11 protein-coding genes and 1 pseudogene are annotated in these 15,281 nt (G+C 62.7%); 3 read left to right on the forward strand and 9 right to left on the reverse strand.

Annotated features, from left to right (window positions below; genetic code table 11):
- Positions 1–3: 3 nt before the first annotated feature.
- From V7E00_RS00500 to V7E00_RS00515, 4 genes and pseudogenes are all read right to left on the reverse strand, one after another.
- Positions 4–708 (reverse strand): response regulator transcription factor, encoded by a 705-nt coding sequence (locus tag V7E00_RS00500; protein ID WP_333570858.1) that lies wholly within the window; start codon positions 706–708, stop codon positions 4–6.
- 120 nt (positions 709–828) lie between these two features.
- A complete protein-coding gene (locus V7E00_RS00505; protein WP_333570859.1) occupies positions 829–1,380 on the reverse strand; it encodes a DUF4142 domain-containing protein in 552 nt (183 codons plus the stop codon).
- A gap of 110 nt (positions 1,381–1,490) precedes the next feature.
- Complete coding sequence (locus V7E00_RS00510; protein ID WP_333570860.1) at positions 1,491–2,930, reverse strand: S41 family peptidase; 1,440 nt, start codon at positions 2,928–2,930, stop codon at positions 1,491–1,493.
- A gap of 213 nt (positions 2,931–3,143) precedes the next feature.
- Positions 3,144–3,521: pseudogene (locus V7E00_RS00515) on the reverse strand (response regulator transcription factor); the annotation flags it as partial.
- On the opposite strand from V7E00_RS00515, the gene V7E00_RS00520 reads away from it, so the two are divergent.
- The 3 genes from V7E00_RS00520 to V7E00_RS00530 are packed head-to-tail and all read left to right on the forward strand — an operon-like array spanning position 3,508 to position 5,770.
- A complete protein-coding gene (locus V7E00_RS00520) occupies positions 3,508–3,702 on the forward strand; it encodes a hypothetical protein (RefSeq protein WP_333570861.1) in 195 nt (64 codons plus the stop codon). The pseudogene V7E00_RS00515 and the gene V7E00_RS00520 sit on opposite strands and share 14 nt — an antisense overlap.
- Positions 3,699–4,358, forward strand: a complete 660-nt coding sequence (locus V7E00_RS00525) for a DUF7002 family protein (RefSeq protein ID WP_333570862.1) — start codon at positions 3,699–3,701, stop codon at positions 4,356–4,358. The genes V7E00_RS00520 and V7E00_RS00525 overlap by 4 nt, the downstream gene beginning before the upstream one ends.
- 53 nt (positions 4,359–4,411) lie before the next feature.
- The gene (locus tag V7E00_RS00530; protein WP_333570863.1) at positions 4,412–5,770 is read left to right on the forward strand and encodes an anti-phage deoxyguanosine triphosphatase; all 1,359 of its coding nucleotides are present in this window, start codon (positions 4,412–4,414) and stop codon (positions 5,768–5,770) included.
- Positions 5,771–5,788: 18 nt separating this feature from the next.
- Here V7E00_RS00530 and V7E00_RS00535 read toward each other — a convergent pair whose 3' ends face one another.
- The 5 genes from V7E00_RS00535 to V7E00_RS00555 all read right to left on the reverse strand — a co-directional run bounded on the left by V7E00_RS00535 (position 5,789) and on the right by V7E00_RS00555 (position 15,203).
- The gene (locus V7E00_RS00535; protein ID WP_333570864.1) at positions 5,789–7,153 is read right to left on the reverse strand and encodes a hypothetical protein; all 1,365 of its coding nucleotides are present in this window, start codon (positions 7,151–7,153) and stop codon (positions 5,789–5,791) included.
- A 514-nt stretch (positions 7,154–7,667) separates the two neighbouring features.
- A complete protein-coding gene (locus V7E00_RS00540; protein ID WP_333570865.1) occupies positions 7,668–8,657 on the reverse strand; it encodes a hypothetical protein in 990 nt (329 codons plus the stop codon).
- 1,422 nt (positions 8,658–10,079) lie between these two features.
- Entirely contained in the window at positions 10,080–11,996 is a 1,917-nt protein-coding gene (locus tag V7E00_RS00545; RefSeq protein WP_333570866.1) for a hypothetical protein, read from the reverse strand.
- Positions 11,989–12,990 carry a TniB family NTP-binding protein gene (locus V7E00_RS00550; protein WP_084253606.1) on the reverse strand — a complete coding sequence of 334 codons (1,002 nt, stop codon included), beginning with the start codon at positions 12,988–12,990 and terminating at the stop codon, positions 11,989–11,991. The genes V7E00_RS00545 and V7E00_RS00550 overlap by 8 nt, the downstream gene beginning before the upstream one ends.
- The gene (locus V7E00_RS00555; RefSeq protein WP_333570867.1) at positions 12,987–15,203 is read right to left on the reverse strand and encodes a transposase family protein; all 2,217 of its coding nucleotides are present in this window, start codon (positions 15,201–15,203) and stop codon (positions 12,987–12,989) included. The genes V7E00_RS00550 and V7E00_RS00555 overlap by 4 nt, the downstream gene beginning before the upstream one ends.
- Positions 15,204–15,281 lie beyond the last annotated feature (78 nt).

Raw genomic sequence — 15,281 nt, forward strand, 5'->3', positions numbered from 1 at the left:
GGCTCAGGCGCGGAACATATAGCCCACGCCCCGCACCGTGGCGATCGGATCGGGCAGGCCGGGCATCTCCAGCCGCTGGCGCAGCTTGAGGATGTGAACGTCGACGATATTGGTGGCCGGCACGAAATCGTAGCCCCAGACGCGCTCGATCAGCATCTTGCGCGAAAGCACGCTGCCGGCTTCGCGCACCAGTTCGGCGAGCAGCTTCAACTCGGTCTTCTGCAATTCGATCGGCTTGCCGGCGCGGGTGACGCGGTGGCGCAGCACGCTCACCGTCACGTCGCCTGCGCTCAGCGTCGCGTTGTCGGCCGCGGGGGTGCTGCGTCGGCGCAGCACCGTGCGGATCCGGGCATGGAGTTCGTCGATCTCGAACGGCTTGACGATATAATCGTCGGCGCCGGCCTCCAGACCCTCCACCCGTTCCTGGGTCAGCCCCAGCGCGGTGAGCAGGATCACGGGCGTTTCCACGCCTTCGCCGCGCATGCGGCGCAGCACTTCCACCCCCTCGATCGCAGGCAGCATGCGATCGAGCAGCACCGCGTCGAACTGCGCACGGGCCAGCGTGGCGATCGCCGCGCGCCCGTCTTCGGCGCTCTCCACCGCATAGCCGAGCGTGGTCAGCTGCCGGACGAGCAGCGCGTTGAGCTGGGCATCATCCTCGACGACGAGGATGCGGACGGCGGCGGGCGTTTCGGACGGGGACTGCATGACGGGCACCCTTAGGACGGACGCCTGTTCCTAACCTTACAGTCCCCGCGGGTCGACCCGCCGCACGCTTGCCGCCAAGATCGGCGGCAAACGTGCGTTCCAGCGGGTCGCGCGGGCCGCTCAGCTCTTGGGCAGCTGGGCGAGCAGATCGATGTGGCGCTGCACGATCGGCACGGCAGCGGCGGCCACCTTGCGCAATGCTGCGTTGTCGCCATTCTCCGCATAACCGGAATGCAGCGCGAGCGCTTCCTGGTGTGCCATGCGCTGCTGGCGAAGATAGGCGGCGTCGAATTGCGCACCGGACAGGCCGCGCAGCTCGTCGATCATCTTCTGCTGGCGCGGTTCGAGCGCCGGCGGCGGCGGGGTCATGCCGGCGGCGCGCGCGGCGCTGGTCAGCTGCTGCGTCGTCATCGTGTGATGCTCGATCATCATCTGGCCGAACTGGCGGACCGCACCGCTGCCCGCCTTCTGCTGCGCGAGACGGGAAGATTCGATTTCGTACAGATCACTGGCGCCGGCCTTGCGGGCATAGCCCATCGCGTCGCGGGGCATTGTCATCTGCGCCGGGGCCATGGGCTCGGTTTGCGTGCTGACGCTGGCGGGTGCCTCGGCACCGGTGGCAGCCGTCATCGCGAGCGACGCAAACGCGCCGCACAAGATCAATGTCTTCATGTGTTCCCTCCTGGACGTGCTCGATAAACCGGCCAGACAAGGGATGGTTGCAATTTAACCTGTGTTTACTTGCGGTTACTTGCGCTCATCAGAAAGTGTAGAGAAGCGCGTCAGAACAGGCCGGGCACTTCGCGCTGGGCTGTGCTGGGGCGCTCCGGCGTCAGCAGCTCCTTCGGTGCCGCCGCCAGCCGAACGAAGCCCGTGCCGCCGATCGGGCTGCAGCTGCGCCCGGCGACGAAATCGAGCGCAGCCTTCACCGACGCCTCCCGCACGTCGCCCAGCGGCTGCGACAGATCGTCGGCAGCCGCGCAGCTCGCCTCGACATTGCCTGCCAGGCCGCTGAAATAGCTGCCCTGGCGGTTGGCGTTCTGCGTTGCAAAGGCGATCACGCGCAGGCGATCGTCGCACTCCGTCTTGTCGAGCGCCACCTGGCCGACCGGCTTGCCATAGGTGTTGGTGCCGATCAGCCCAAGGTTCGCGCGAAAATAGGGGATCATGCCGTTGATCACCAGTTCGCTGGCGGAGGCAGTGGCGCGCGTGCCGATGAAGGCGACGCGCGTCGGGCTGATCGATTCTGGCTTGGGCGCGAACAGGCGGACTGCGTCGTTCGCGGACTTTTCCGGCCGGAAGCTGGTATAGTCGAACACGTCGGTAGGCGCGCGCGCGCCGCCCAGCAGGTCGCCGAACAATTCGGCGATCGAGACGAGGCCGCCGCCATTATACCGCAGATCGACGATCACCTTGTCGATCCCCTGCGCCTTGAACGTCGCAAAGGCGCTGCGCAACGCCGGATCGGCGGTGGTGATGAAGGTGCGCAGGTTGACATAGCCCACGCGCCCGCCGCCGTTCGGATCGGTGAGGATCTGCGCGCCATAGCGGCTGGAGACCGGCGCAAGGGTGAAGTCTGATTTGGCGAGGGTTACGGTGCGGACGCTGCCGTTCGGGTCCCGCACCCGCAGCACGCGGGTGGTGCCGCTGGTATCTGGCCCGAGCGCCGCCTGCACGCCCGCCGATCCTTGCGCCGCCATGATGTCGCTGACGTCGCGGAGATCGCTGCTGCTGGTGCCGATTGCCAGGATCTGTGCGCCCCGATCGATGCCGGCCTGCAGCGCGTTGCCACCTTCGAAGCTTTCCGCGACGGTGATGGTTCGCGCGCCGTCGCTGCTCAGGCGGAAGCCGAAGCCGGCGCTGGAGCCACTGGAATAATAGGCATTCTCCTCGGCGATCGAGGTGAGGTAGGTGAAGTAGCGGTCCCGCCCCTGCGCGCGGGCCGTGGCGGTCAGCGCGTCGAGATAGGCGTCGGCGCTGGTATAGCCCGAAGGATCCAGGCTGGCGGGCAGCGTCTCGGGGAACAGATACCATTCGCGCATCGTCGCCAGAATCCAGTCCTGGCGCGCGCGCAGCGTGCAGGCGCTCGCGGTAGGGGTGGGGCTGCTCGAGCCCGTGCCGGGCTGGACCACGTTCCCGGAGGAGCCGCTTCCGCCCCCGCCGCACCCTGCCAGCAACGCAGCCAGAACAATCCCCGAAACGCTCGAACGCACGAAACGCATGCCATTCCCCCGACCTTCGCATGTGCAGACTAGCCGCGCTGCAGGTGGAAGGCCAGAGGCGCCGGTGCCTTACGGGAGACTGTTCGCAATCGCCGTCCCGCTGAAGCGGGCTGCGCAAGCGTCTTTGCAATTGCGGGGGAGAGAGGTGCGGGGGACGGAGTCGAACCGCCGACACTGCCCCCTATTTCCCGCCACTGGTCCCCGCCGCAGGTGCTACTGCCCCGCAGCCTGTGCTTGCGCACCGGTGCCTGGTGCTGCTGCGCTGGCGAGCGCGATCAGGTCCGCAAGACCCTGCGCCCCGGTCTTGGCCATCACTGCGGCGCGATGATCTTCGATGGTCTTGGGGCTGAGCCCCAGCTCCAGCGCGACCATCTTGTTGCTGAAGCCGCGGGTGAGCAGCCCGAAAACTTCGCGCTCGCGCGCGCTCAACGCGGCGGTGCGAGCAAGCGCGACGCGGCGCGTGCGGCTCCATGTCGCGGCCTCGTCGATGGCGGTGAGCAGCCGCTCCTCGTCAATCGGCTTTTCGAGATAGTCGAAGCCGCCAAAGCGGCGGACGGCGTCCACCGCATCTGCGGTGGTGGGCCAGACCGAATTTGCGCTAACTTTCGCCGACTATCTGTCGATTGACAATGTGGACGTTCCGCAATTCGAAGATCTGACGGAGCATACGCGTGAGCTGGTCCGCCAAATCGAAGAAGTGACCGGCGTGCCGGTGTCGCTTATCTCCACGGACCCGCGCCAAGGCGGAATGATCGATCGGAGAAGGAATTGACCGAAGAAGAACTGATCGCGCGCCATCCCCGCTTGTGGCACATGGCCACCGACGGCAGCTGGCCATCTATCAAGAAAAACGGCCTATTGAGCGTCTCTCGCCTCCTCGATCTCTACGGCGTAGAGGGGGATGTACGTTTCGCAATCGAGTCTGCGCGCCGGCCACAGTGTGTGACGTTGAAGGCGCCTGGCCTGCCGGACGCGATTGTGCGGGACAACAAGCCGATGTTCGAGGCATCCCTTTTGAAGTGTCTTCGGGACGGGTTGACGCCACGTGACTGGTACGAGATCCTCAATCGAAAGACCTTCTTCTGGGTCGAGCGCGAGCGCCTGGAACGATTGCTCGGCGCCAAGGCCTATTCGAAGGATCCGCAAACGGTGCTGACGATCGACACCAAAGCGCTGCTCGACCGCCACCGTGACGAAATCCTGTTGTCGGGCATCAACAGCGGTCAGACGCTGTACGTGCCGCAGCCGCGCGGCAAATCGACTTTCCTCCCGCTCGCAGCCTATCCTACCGATGGGGGCAAGACTGGCACCAAGACCAAACCCAAAATCGTAGAACTCGTTGTTGAGGGCGGCGTTCCGAACGTGGCCGGCTTGGTAACTAAAGTAGAACGCGTCCACAATGGCAATTGGGAGCAGTATGCCCTTTAAATTGGACGTATGTGAGGTTGGTGCGTGTTGTTCATAAATTTCGTTCTACAGGCATGAATTTGCCCGACATAGATCAAAAATCCGACCTCTGGTTCGCTCGACGCAGTGGGGGTAGGGCGCACGCCGATGACGCGCGAACACCTGCCGAAACGGATTACGCGCGGATCGTTCATTCGAGCGCATTCCGCCGTCTCCAGGGCAAGACGCAGATCCTCGCACTCGGTGACGACGACTTCTACCGGACGCGCCTGACCCATTCGCTCGAAGTAGCACAGGTCGCGGCGGGCGTGATCCAGCAGCTTCACATGCGCGGATGTGCAGGGCCGGGTCTTCTACCGCCCACCGAACTCATCTCCGCGATCGGCCTGGCGCACGACCTGGGCCACCCGCCGTTCGGTCATGGGGGCGAACTGGCGCTCAACTATTGTATGCGGGACCACGGTGGCTTCGAAGGCAACGGTCAGACGCTTCGCATCGTCGCGCGCTTGGAAAGCTACGTTCCCGATCACGGTGCGGATCTTACCAGGCGAAGCCTGCTCGGATTGCTCAAATACCCGGTAGAAAGGTCGGCGGTTATTGATCAGTCGATAGTGCCATCGCTTCATGCCGGCATGTCGACCGTAAGCGTCATCGACCGAGACACGAGCAAGCCAGCTAAAGCTTATTATGACGAGGACGCGGCGATAGTCGGTTGGATTTTCGAGCCATTATCTCCGGAGGACCGTGCCCGTTTTGTCCAAAGCTCTCCTCGTGTCGGGGCGCACGCCAAGTCGCTCTACAAATCCTTCGACTGCAGCGTCATGGATGTTGCTGACGACATTGCGTACGGAGTCCACGATCTCGAGGACGCCATTGCTCTCGGCCTGATCGACGAAGAGCGCTTCCGAGATTTCCTGCCGGCCGGCCGTTGCGCTGGGTTGCTATCAGCTATCGGCGAACGCCCGCTTACGGACGACAGAAGCGCGCCGTATGATTCACTGATCGGTTCCTTGTTCGGTGCTCCCGCCATGCGGAAGCGCGCCATCGGCCGCCTCGTCCACCACTTCCTCCGAGCGGTCGACATCGTCGAGGATATCGAGTTTGAGCATACGCTGCTTCGTAATCGGGCGAGGCTGCCGGAAGAGCCCCGCGACCTGCTCGACGCGTTGCAGGCTTTGGTCGTCGAGGACGTGATCAATGGTGCGCGCGTGCAGCAGCTTGAGTTCAAGGGGCAGCGCATGGTCGTTGCCGTGTTCGAAGCGCTCGCCTCCGACCCTCGGCGTCTCCTACCGACGCAAGTCTTTGCGATGTATGAGACAGTGGGTGCGCGGGCTATCTGCGACTACGTGGCTTCCATGACCGATAGCACACTGCTCAAGAGCTACGAGCGCTTGTTCAGTCCTCGCATGGGATCACTTTTCGACCGCCTCTGATGTGTTTAGCAAGGTCCCTTACGACGGACTGCCGAGCGGCATGACGCGGCTGGGCACGCCAGCCTTCCTGACTAGATCGGCGATGTGGCTGGTCATGCCGACGTCTCCCAGCAACACCAACCCTGACGTAGGGTCGATATCGTTCAGACGGTTGCGAAGTGCCTCTAGCCCTTCGCTGACGTGAAAAACGACCCAGTGGTCTCGCTCGCCCGGCACCAGCATCCGCTGAGTGCTGTTCGTGGCGCCGACATGGAATTGGACTATCCATACTTTCCTGCCGTCATAGACCCACTCGAAGCGGACGGGGCCGAAGATCTTACGCGCTCGGTAATGCATGGCTTCGACCGCTTCCACGACATCACCAGGCAAGCGTTCCGGCTTACGGTGGCCAAGCATGAACAAGTCGCCCTCGCCGGAAATGCCTTCTACCACGAAGTCTCCGTCGCCATCGACGATCGCAGCACCGCTGTGCGCTGCTGGAACGGCGTCCTGCCGAAGTATTGATGCGATGCGATCGCCTGTCGGATCTTCCTCGGCAAGGAGCTTGAAGGGATCTATCCAGCCCTTGTGGGTCGTGAAGAGCCCAGGCTCCTGCACCCTGGGACTGGTTCTGATCCACACTTCGTTGCTCCCTGTCGGCCGGCCGAACTGGAAGGGTGCGACGCGGCGCGCGATCACTTCGGTCCTCGGCACCGGCAGACCCGCTAGATCCGCCATCAGCAATCCATAGGCCTTGTCGCCGATATGATTGCTGAAGCGGTTCGGCCAAGCGAGGGTAGCCGTCGCCGTCTCGGCAAAAGTACCTTCATGTTCCCAGAGCAGCGTATGGGTGAGCCGCCACCCACGCGGCTTAGGGTGAATGCTGAATTCGGTCCGCCCGTCGAGCGGAAGTTCGGGAGCAAACCCGTAGATCGACTGAAGTAGCTTCGCACCCCAATCGCGCGGAAGCGAGGCTACCCCTGGCTTTTCGACACAACGCGGCGTGTCATCCGGTGCGAACTCCATCACTCCGTCTTGAACCACGCCAGAGACGCCACCGTCTTGAATATCGACTGTCTCGTTGATGATAAGGTGCAGCCCTTCCGCGCTCAGGCGGGCGACCGTGGCAAGCACAGCCTCCACATCGGCTAGGCCATAAACGAACTCGCGGCTTCTCGGGCTATCGGGCGTGTAGCTACGAACGTTCACGGTTCCGTCAGCCGCGGCGCCCAGCAAGGCTTCGACCGCCGCGGAAAGGTCAGCGAAGACGTGGTTCGCTGGGTAACCGGCGACGCGAGAATAGGTCTGGGCAAGTCCGCCGCTGTCAGGCGAGAAGCTAACGAACTGGGCTACGTTTCCGAAACGCGCCAATTCGTCGAGCGACCGATCCTTGCGAAGATCCATGCAATGCCTTTTTTGACTCGGCGCCGATCGCCGAAGCGATTTAACATTGCGCGCACTGGCTCGTGGCGCAACCATCGATCTCTGGCGATCAGCTGTGAAGCAGCAGCCGCGACAACGGGGGAGCGGCAGCTTGTGAGCCCCATAGAACCGCCTGCGCGAAGCGCAAATGTTTTCGTCAGCACCCGGGAGGGGAAGCACCGCTTCGGACTGCGTTGCCGCCTTCTGCCAGTCGGCGAGCAAGAGGCTGAAATTGCTCTGAATGCTCGCCCTCGGTGTGTTGGGATCGAGGAGGCTGACTACGGACTCGGCGTGAGATATCGCATCGCTATCGGTCCGTCAGCCGCAGAGGCCAGTGTGCACGGCGCTTCTAACGATCAGCTTGGGTACGGGCAGCCCCTCGCTAGGCCGGCCTTCAACAACCGGGCCTGGCCTACGCCTGACGTGCCGGGCGGGATCATCGTGTCAGGAACGTCCAAGGCCAAAGCGTCAGTCCAGAAGAACGGGAGTCAGTCATTCATGACGTTTGGTGAGTCTCGGTGTCGGAGAATCCACCATAGCGAGGCCGATAGAGTTCAGTGGGGGCCTTCCAATCTTCCAGGAAGTCGAGGGGGTTCTGGCTGCCGATCATGTCTCGAGCGAGGCGGAGACGCTCGAGCATCTTGTGCTTAGAGTCATCTGCTAGTCCCATGGCCCGCTGCGTAGCCTGAGAGAAGAATTGCTCCATCTCCATAACTCTAGCCCAGCGCTGGATAGCGTTATGCAAAGTGGCGAGGCTTTCTTCTCGAGATTTTGCTATTTGTCGCTCGTCCTCTTGGCGGCGCCATTTCTCCTGTTCCTCCAGCCACGCGCGATGCCGAATTCCTGCTTGGCGCGCGGCTTCTCGAGCCATTTCCGTCAGCCTACCTTGTTGCAACAAGACGGCTTTGGCAATCGACGCAGCAGTGAGAGAATCTGGCTGCTTTTCGGATTCCTGCCAACTCTGCGACCACTCTACTGCGGGATCTGCGGCATAGGCGACTATTCGAAACCGACCCGAGGGCACGTCCTTGAGCGTAGTCCAGCTGTATGCGCGGGATCGCTCCACGCGCGCGGCAAGCTCAGGACTGTCCCTGACATACCCGTCCTTTACGTGGCGCATTTTCACCCGCTCGGTCATCTCGAGGACAATCAGACCGATGGTGACGGCACCAGCTTCCACGAGGGTGAGTCGATCGGGCCGCCATGGCTGCGGATACGGGTCGTACCTATCCCCCTTCATAGGGGCTTCTCGGGGGTCGATACGCAGGCGGCGAGCGGCTGAGTTAAGACCGCTGAGGGTCACGCGGTGACCGGCGTCCTCGAAAGCAGTGTACAGAGCATTCGCGAGCAGCAATGCGCGATCGAGCGTGTCGGACGACGCTTGAATGTCGGGCAGAGCGCGCTTGAACGGACGTAGGAAGCCGTCATCCTTGGTCGGGCGAGTATTGAGGAAATCTGCCTTCCTGCCACGAACGAGGGGATGCATGGTTGGGCGCGCACGATGCTCTGAGATCGCCTTTTTTCGAGGCGCTCGTGGTCGCGACGGTGCCTTGGGGAGGGCCGAACCCTCGTCGGTCCACGCCACAAGCTGCCCTTCTGCTGGTGGCGGGAGTGGCGGTGCTGGGTCCGCCTTGCCGAGCTCAAGTCGCACCCAGTGGCCCTGTGGTGGCCTCGGGACTCCCAGCGCGGCGCAGATCTGTACCAACTTGCTGTATGATATGCCGAGTTGCTCCGAGGCTTTTGTAATCGGCATTGCCCATACGAGGCGATAAAGTTCCTCACGCGTGACCATGCGCTGCTCCGTCCAAGATCGATCTGCGCTAGTGAGCGCAACGATCCCTGCGACGGTAGTCTCCCGTCATGAACATGACCGAGGTACTCTACTGCCGCTTCCGATCGCTCCAACGACCGAGGGGACTCGTCACGATCCTAGCGGACAAAGCAGCTGTCGGAGGGGCAGGCCGGTGCGAACGAACCTCAGGAACCGGGAACCGGACGTTCTGCAGATCTTTCTGCTGTCTCAGCCGAAGTTCGTGCTGCCTGTCCCATAAGGCGTCATTACGCGAATCATCGGGAAAATGGCGGATTTCCGCGGCTCGCGGGGATGTGACCACATATGGGAGCGAACTTCACCTCTTATGGGCGAAGCGACACACGGTAAGTCATGGATTTGTAATCCCGCACGCTAACGGTCTGGCTGCGCTGCGAGTTGCGCACGGTAATACACGCTAGACCGAACACTTTAACGCACGGCATCCGTACGGGAGAAAACATTTACAAACTTCCAAGGGTAATCGGGCCAAAAAAATGACCGGTCCGTAAGGACCGGTCTTCGATATCAGGGCATCGAGCGGCTGCTGCTATTTCCCTGCGAGCGCGTCATCCGCGGCGTGAATATCCGAGGGGGAATCTATCGTCCCAGACGCCTGGCCGGACTTGCCTGGTCCTGATCGACGCTCGTTGCGCCCACTCATCCCCGTTGACAACAGACGACATTATCACACTCGACCGAGAACGCCTCGTCTGACGGCGATCTCGATATTCGAGACGTCGACGATCGATGATGTGGCTAGCTTCAAGTCGGTACAGCGCGGCTAGCGCTTCTCGCGGGCTAAAGACGAAGCCGCGCCCTGCGAGGTGCTTCAGTGCCGCCGATGTCGACCAGGGCAAGCCCATGTAGAACACGTCGTCTCCCACGATGTGCCGCGAGAGCGCCGTGCCAGCGGCAACGGTGGCGCAGCACACTCGAAGATCGATCGGCATGCGGAACTCGACCGTGAGGATCTGCTGAAGGGCCTTCGACAGCCGCTCCACGTGCGAGACCTCATAGATCGTTTTGCGATCAAGCGACGAATGGCTCCTGCGACCTGCGTTCTGCCTCTTCCGCGCTCCGGATCTGCGATGCATCCTACTTTCTCCCTCCAGCCAGAAGTGGTTCGATTTCTTGACGCGACCATCCTGCCGCGCCGATGCGCTTGTATCGTCCGCGCTTGAGCTCTCGCGGCAGTCGCCGGGTGCCGGGGCGGGTCCGAGCGCTGATCTCCGCTGCCGAGATGAGCCGCGCCGCAATCGCCGCGACGTCCCCGACGCGTATGCGACCGCTGCTTCGATCTGATCCAAGTTCCTGTTTTAGCGCCTGCTCCAAAGTACGCGGAACGAGATTGAGTGCTTCCTCGGCATCCCGTCTGCTCATGTCCTTCGCAAACGGGAAATGAGGGTGATCGGCACGGCGGAAGGAGAAGGACCTCAGCAGATCGACGCTGTTTTCCGGCACGGCGATACCCCGGACGATCCGAGTGGCGTTCGGGTCCAGGGCAAAAGGCAGGGCTCCCTCCAGCAGGGCTCGAAGGATCGATGCCCAGGGTTTCTCGCCTTGAAGGCACTTGATCGCGATACGGAGCGGAATGCAGGTACCCGACATCTCTCCTCGCGAGCCGCGGATCAGCTGTTCGACGAGGCCGTCTACAGAGGATCGAACCACCCTCGGAAGGCGGTATGTTGCCGCTAGCGCCGGGTGCTCCTCCAGTCGAAGCAGGCCAACCGCCGCGAGCTGTTCCACGCCGTGATAGCTGATGCCGAGGTGCTCAGCGACGGAGTCCAGCGGCATGCTCGCGAGCTTCGCGTCGCGCAGCTTCTCAATGGCGGCGATGTCGAAGTCCTGGAACGATCGTCGGTCGCCCCGTGTGGCCAGCGCTTCCAGGCCCTGCGAGGTCGCCGCTTTCGCAAAACTCCTGGCCGTCATTCCGACTATCTCGACAGCATCGGTCCGCGTGACCACTGATGGATTCAGTGACCTCAGGGCTATCCGATCGCGCTTTAGCAGAGCGGGGTAGGCTAGCCTGATCGTCTCAGTGACCTCGGGCCACATCGCCTTTGCTCGTGTAAGCGCCTTAAGTCGACGCACGCGCTGGACCGCCACTTCAATGGGAGCGTTCCGGGCGGAAGTCTGCAGTTCGAATTGGAAGCGATCCGGCCAACCGGACAGAAACTGTTCAGCGAGATGCAAAGTCGACAGAAAAGTTTCGGCGTCGAGCGTCTTGCTCCGAGCTCTGGAGGCGCCGTCGAGGGCGAAGACCCTGGCTAAGCTCCATCCAAGTTCGAAGCACGCGCCGGAGGAAAGGGTCTGCAGGGCCGGCGGCAGATCGATTCCTGCTCCGTGCCTGTCGCCGGGGGCGACGAGCCCGGCCATCGTGCGGTATGATGCGACCAGGCGATCATCGAGGAAGCTCGATGACGTGTCTCGAAGGTCGTTCCCGCACTTCGGATCGCCGCATCGAAATATCGCGTTGATGTCTGGGGATCGCCAACGCGGTTCCCCTGCGGGGGTAGCCCGGAACCAGTCCAGCTTCTGATTGCATCGCGGGCAGCGATCGACCAGAAGCTCAAGAGAGACTGGGCAGTATGGAAGCAGGCCGTGCGTCCATACCGCTCTATGAAAGGGCTGCGAGCGCAACGTGGTACCTGAGACGCGCCGCCGGCGCGTGACGATGTCGAACGACGAAGCCTCCCCGCCGAGAAACGACACTGTGGTCAGGTGGCCGAAGGAGCGCCGCGGACGGAATGTCAGGTCCGCAAGCTCATCGCGGTCAACTCCGAGAACGCTTGCCAGCCCCGCGATGTTCTCCAGTCGACTGAGAGCGAGATCGAACGATCTCGCGTGCGGATAGCCGGCAGACGCGAGGATCGCGCTGACGTTCATGTGAGCGTTGTCCGAGGCGGCCTTGAGAACTGCCCCCATGAGGTACTCTCGTGGGTCTATCGAGGTCGGGAACAGCACGCGTCCGGAGCCACGCTCCGGCGGGGTCCAACTGCTATGATCAGGCATCGGGAATCCCCTTGCTGAAAGGATTGTAGGACACGATCTTCTGCTGGATCGCCCAGCGCTCGGTTGCGAGCCAGAGATCATGTGGCTCGATGATGGGCGCAGACCGCCGGACAGCGATGGCGATCGCCTGTCTCACCAGGTTGACCACTCGACCCAGATATCCTCCCGACACCACGAAGAGGCACCGGAGAGTCGTGTCGTCCTCCAGGTTCGACGGACGTTCCATGATGCTTCTCGTGACCAGCTCCTGATCAAGCCTGGAGACGAAGGATCGGAATGTCCGACGGTCGCCCTCGTCCTCGATACTCAAGGCGTTGATGTCGCCTGGAGCGATCATGCGGTTCGCGAGCTGGATGTTCCGATTCATCAGGTTGAGGGCGGTTTCGTCGCCGCCGAACACCAGTGACACCACACCGTCGTCGAGCATGCGCTTCAGCGTATCCGTGGGGTCCGATCGCTCGGAAGCGCGAAAGTTCAGGTGCTGCACCTCGTCGACGAAGATCATCTCCGTCCTGAACCTCTCGACGCAGCGATACAGGCGCTTGCGAAGCGTGCTCTCGACGCTCGCATCGGAGTACTCGTCCCCGTAGCCGTCCAGCATCGAAGTCACGAGGCGCTTGGTCGTGCAGGCGCGATCGAGCTTGATCCGAAAAACCGGGAGTGTCCCCGGCTCAGGCTCGGACCGTCGGCGGTCGATCTCGATGTACTGATCGAATCCGGTCGACTTGCCCGAGGCGCTGGCACCGATAACGCGCATCGCCGACTTCGGGCCCGTGGAAAGCCGGTCCAGGGCTCGAATGTAGTCGAAGGAAGCGAACATCGCGCGGTGAGCGGGATGCTGCAGATAGATCTGCCTGGACAATGCCACCGCATTCGCCGCGGCGATGGAGCGCTCACGGCTGTTGTCCTCGACCGGCAAGCCGGTCGAGGGGCGCAGCTGTGCCGCGGAGAAAGTGGGCCGCACAACGGCCCTACGTCGTGGTCTTCTGCTCATGAATAGTCCTCCTCGAAGCGCTCGTCCTCGTCGTCGGGGGGCGTGAAGAGGCCGGTCTTCGGATCGATCGGTGGAAGTTCGAGATCCTCGCGGGGATCGGCGTCGTGGCTACTCCCCTGCGCGGTGACGCCCGAGGCTGGCCGGTCTTGAACCACGTCGTGATCGAGCCGCTCGGGGGCGGCCGGATCATGCTCGATGACCTGACCCAGGCCATCGTGCGAGGCCTCCGCATGCTCGATTGTCACGTCGCCGTCCGGCGTCGGGGTGCCCGCGGGATCGGTGAAGCGACCTACGGCGCGGCGCTCCCGTACCGACAGGGACGGGATCTTCGCTTCGATGAAGTCGTTGAGCCCGTTAAGCGCCGCCAGCCGCTCTTCCTCGGTGTTGAAGGCGAGATTCTGCTTCTTGGCCCAGGCGAGCACCTGCTCATGCTGATCGAGGCTGAGCCCCCACGAGTATCGCGCGTCGGTCGCTCGAAGCTCGACATAGGTGCGCGTCACAAGGTCTTCGACCCAGATGTGGCCCACGTTGTTGGGATCGATCTTGATCTTCACCGTGCACGCGGCGTTCGGCTTGATCCAGTCCCCGACCGCGCTGTTCGGCACGTTGGCGCGTAGAAGCCGTTCAAGCTCGCCCACCCTGTAGGTCCGACGATTCCAGCGCACTCCGTTGATCGTAAGTCGCCGTCCCGGAACGGTGATCAGCAGCATGCGGTCCAGCGCCTGCTGGTCGAGGATCGCACGCGGCCGCGCCTCGATGGACCGTAGCCATGCGGCGGCCGGCTGCTCGTTGAGCGTCGAGTGGATCGAGATATGATATACGTTCAAGAACTCGGCGATGAGCGCTTCCAGCTCCTCCACCAGCAGAACGGCCTTGGTAGCGGGGTCGTAGTTGAGTTCCCGCAGCGTCTTCGGGTCGAGAGTGTGACCTGGAAGCTTCTGCAGCAGCCAGGTGTTCAAGGTCCGGAAGAAGCGTTCGATGATCGCCTTCCACTTCGGCTCCCGAATGGGTGCATAGCGTATGGTGATGCCGGCCTCGGCCGCCGCTTCCTGGAATGCAGGCGAGATATAGTTCGAGCCGTTATCCACTCCGAGCGCGACCGGCTTGCCTCCGATCGTCGTGAGAACGGGATAGCGCCGCTTCCATTCTGGTGAAATGTTGGTCTTCTCGAGACCGACCCTCCTCAAACACTCCGCTGCGGTGTGTGTCGTTGGAGGCTTGAAGCTGATGACAAAGCCGGGCACGCAACGTGTCCCCGCGCATATCGCCAAGCACAGATACGGCCTTCCAGCCGGATAGCGCCGGCCGTTCACGGTGCGGATGCAGGCCACGGCGTCCAGAACCGTATCGTCCATCAGAACCAGCTCGAGGGCATTCTTCGCCTGCTGTCCCTCACGAGAAGTGCGCCAGTACCGCTGAGCGGCGATCTTGCCGTATTTCCGCTCGTAGTTCTCCGGCGATTCCGAAGTTCGGACAGCACGCCGGTAGGCCTCGCGTGAAGCCTGCTTGAGCGGCGATAGCCCCTGCTCGCGCCGCTCCTTGTTGATCTTCAGGATTTCGACGGCGCCCTTTGCCTCGACGTCCTTGATCTGACGACCACGCTCCTCCCAGTACCACTCGCAGCCGCGAGAGATGACCTCTCTCACGAGAGGGTCGAGACGCTTCGCGCGAGGCACGCGCCCGCTGTTCGACACCAGCTGGACGAGGGCGGGGAAAGCCGGATCGGTCCAGGTCATCCACTCGCGCACGGTCGACGTCGCTGGGCGTTCCCCGAAGCCCGTCAGCTTCTCTGTCCAGATCTCCCTGACTGCCTCGCCCAGATTGGGATCACTGCGACTGATACCCTTGAGATGAAGCTCCAGGAGGAGCGTCTGTCGCGCTTCTGCGTGCGGATCGTACTTCAGCAGCTCGTCGCGATTCATTTCGGACAAGGGCGCTCGTTCAGCCTCGGGCTTGGTGCCGTCGGCGTACAGGAGGATCTTGAACGCGCCACGGGCGAGCGCGTCCTGCATCCACGTCAAGGTGGCGACCTGACGCATGCCGGTCGAGGCATCCAGCGGCCGGTAGAGCTCTCCCGTACGGTAGTCCTGGACGTTCAGGTCGCCGTCGCCCAGCTCGCCTCTCCAGACGAGCTTCTTGTCGTCGACGGAGAAGATGGCGCCGGGCGTCAGCCCGGCGATGTTCAGTGGAGGTATCTGTCGTTCGATGTCCATGTGGATGTTCTCCAGACGCGAGGTATGGATCCGCAGCACGGCGTCGCGTGGCGCCGGACGGCAGGGGCGGCTCGAAGC

It is taken from the genome of Sphingomonas sp., assembly GCF_036731925.1.
Classification (GTDB): Bacteria; Pseudomonadota; Alphaproteobacteria; order Sphingomonadales; family Sphingomonadaceae; genus Sphingomonas.

Coding starts and splice junctions, on each gene's coding strand:
- V7E00_RS00545 (WP_333570866.1), bottom strand. CDS start 11,996: ATGCCTGATCATAGCAGTTGGACCCCGCCGGAGCGTGGCTCCGGACGC.
- V7E00_RS00510 (WP_333570860.1), bottom strand. CDS start 2,930: ATGCGTTTCGTGCGTTCGAGCGTTTCGGGGATTGTTCTGGCTGCGTTG.
- V7E00_RS00555 (WP_333570867.1), bottom strand. CDS start 15,203: ATGGACATCGAACGACAGATACCTCCACTGAACATCGCCGGGCTGACG.
- V7E00_RS00500 (WP_333570858.1), bottom strand. CDS start 708: ATGCAGTCCCCGTCCGAAACGCCCGCCGCCGTCCGCATCCTCGTCGTC.
- V7E00_RS00535 (WP_333570864.1), bottom strand. CDS start 7,153: ATGGATCTTCGCAAGGATCGGTCGCTCGACGAATTGGCGCGTTTCGGA.
- V7E00_RS00550 (WP_084253606.1), bottom strand. CDS start 12,990: ATGAGCAGAAGACCACGACGTAGGGCCGTTGTGCGGCCCACTTTCTCC.
- V7E00_RS00530 (WP_333570863.1), top strand. CDS start 4,412: ATGAATTTGCCCGACATAGATCAAAAATCCGACCTCTGGTTCGCTCGA.
- V7E00_RS00540 (WP_333570865.1), bottom strand. CDS start 8,657: ATGCATCCCCTCGTTCGTGGCAGGAAGGCAGATTTCCTCAATACTCGC.
- V7E00_RS00505 (WP_333570859.1), bottom strand. CDS start 1,380: ATGAAGACATTGATCTTGTGCGGCGCGTTTGCGTCGCTCGCGATGACG.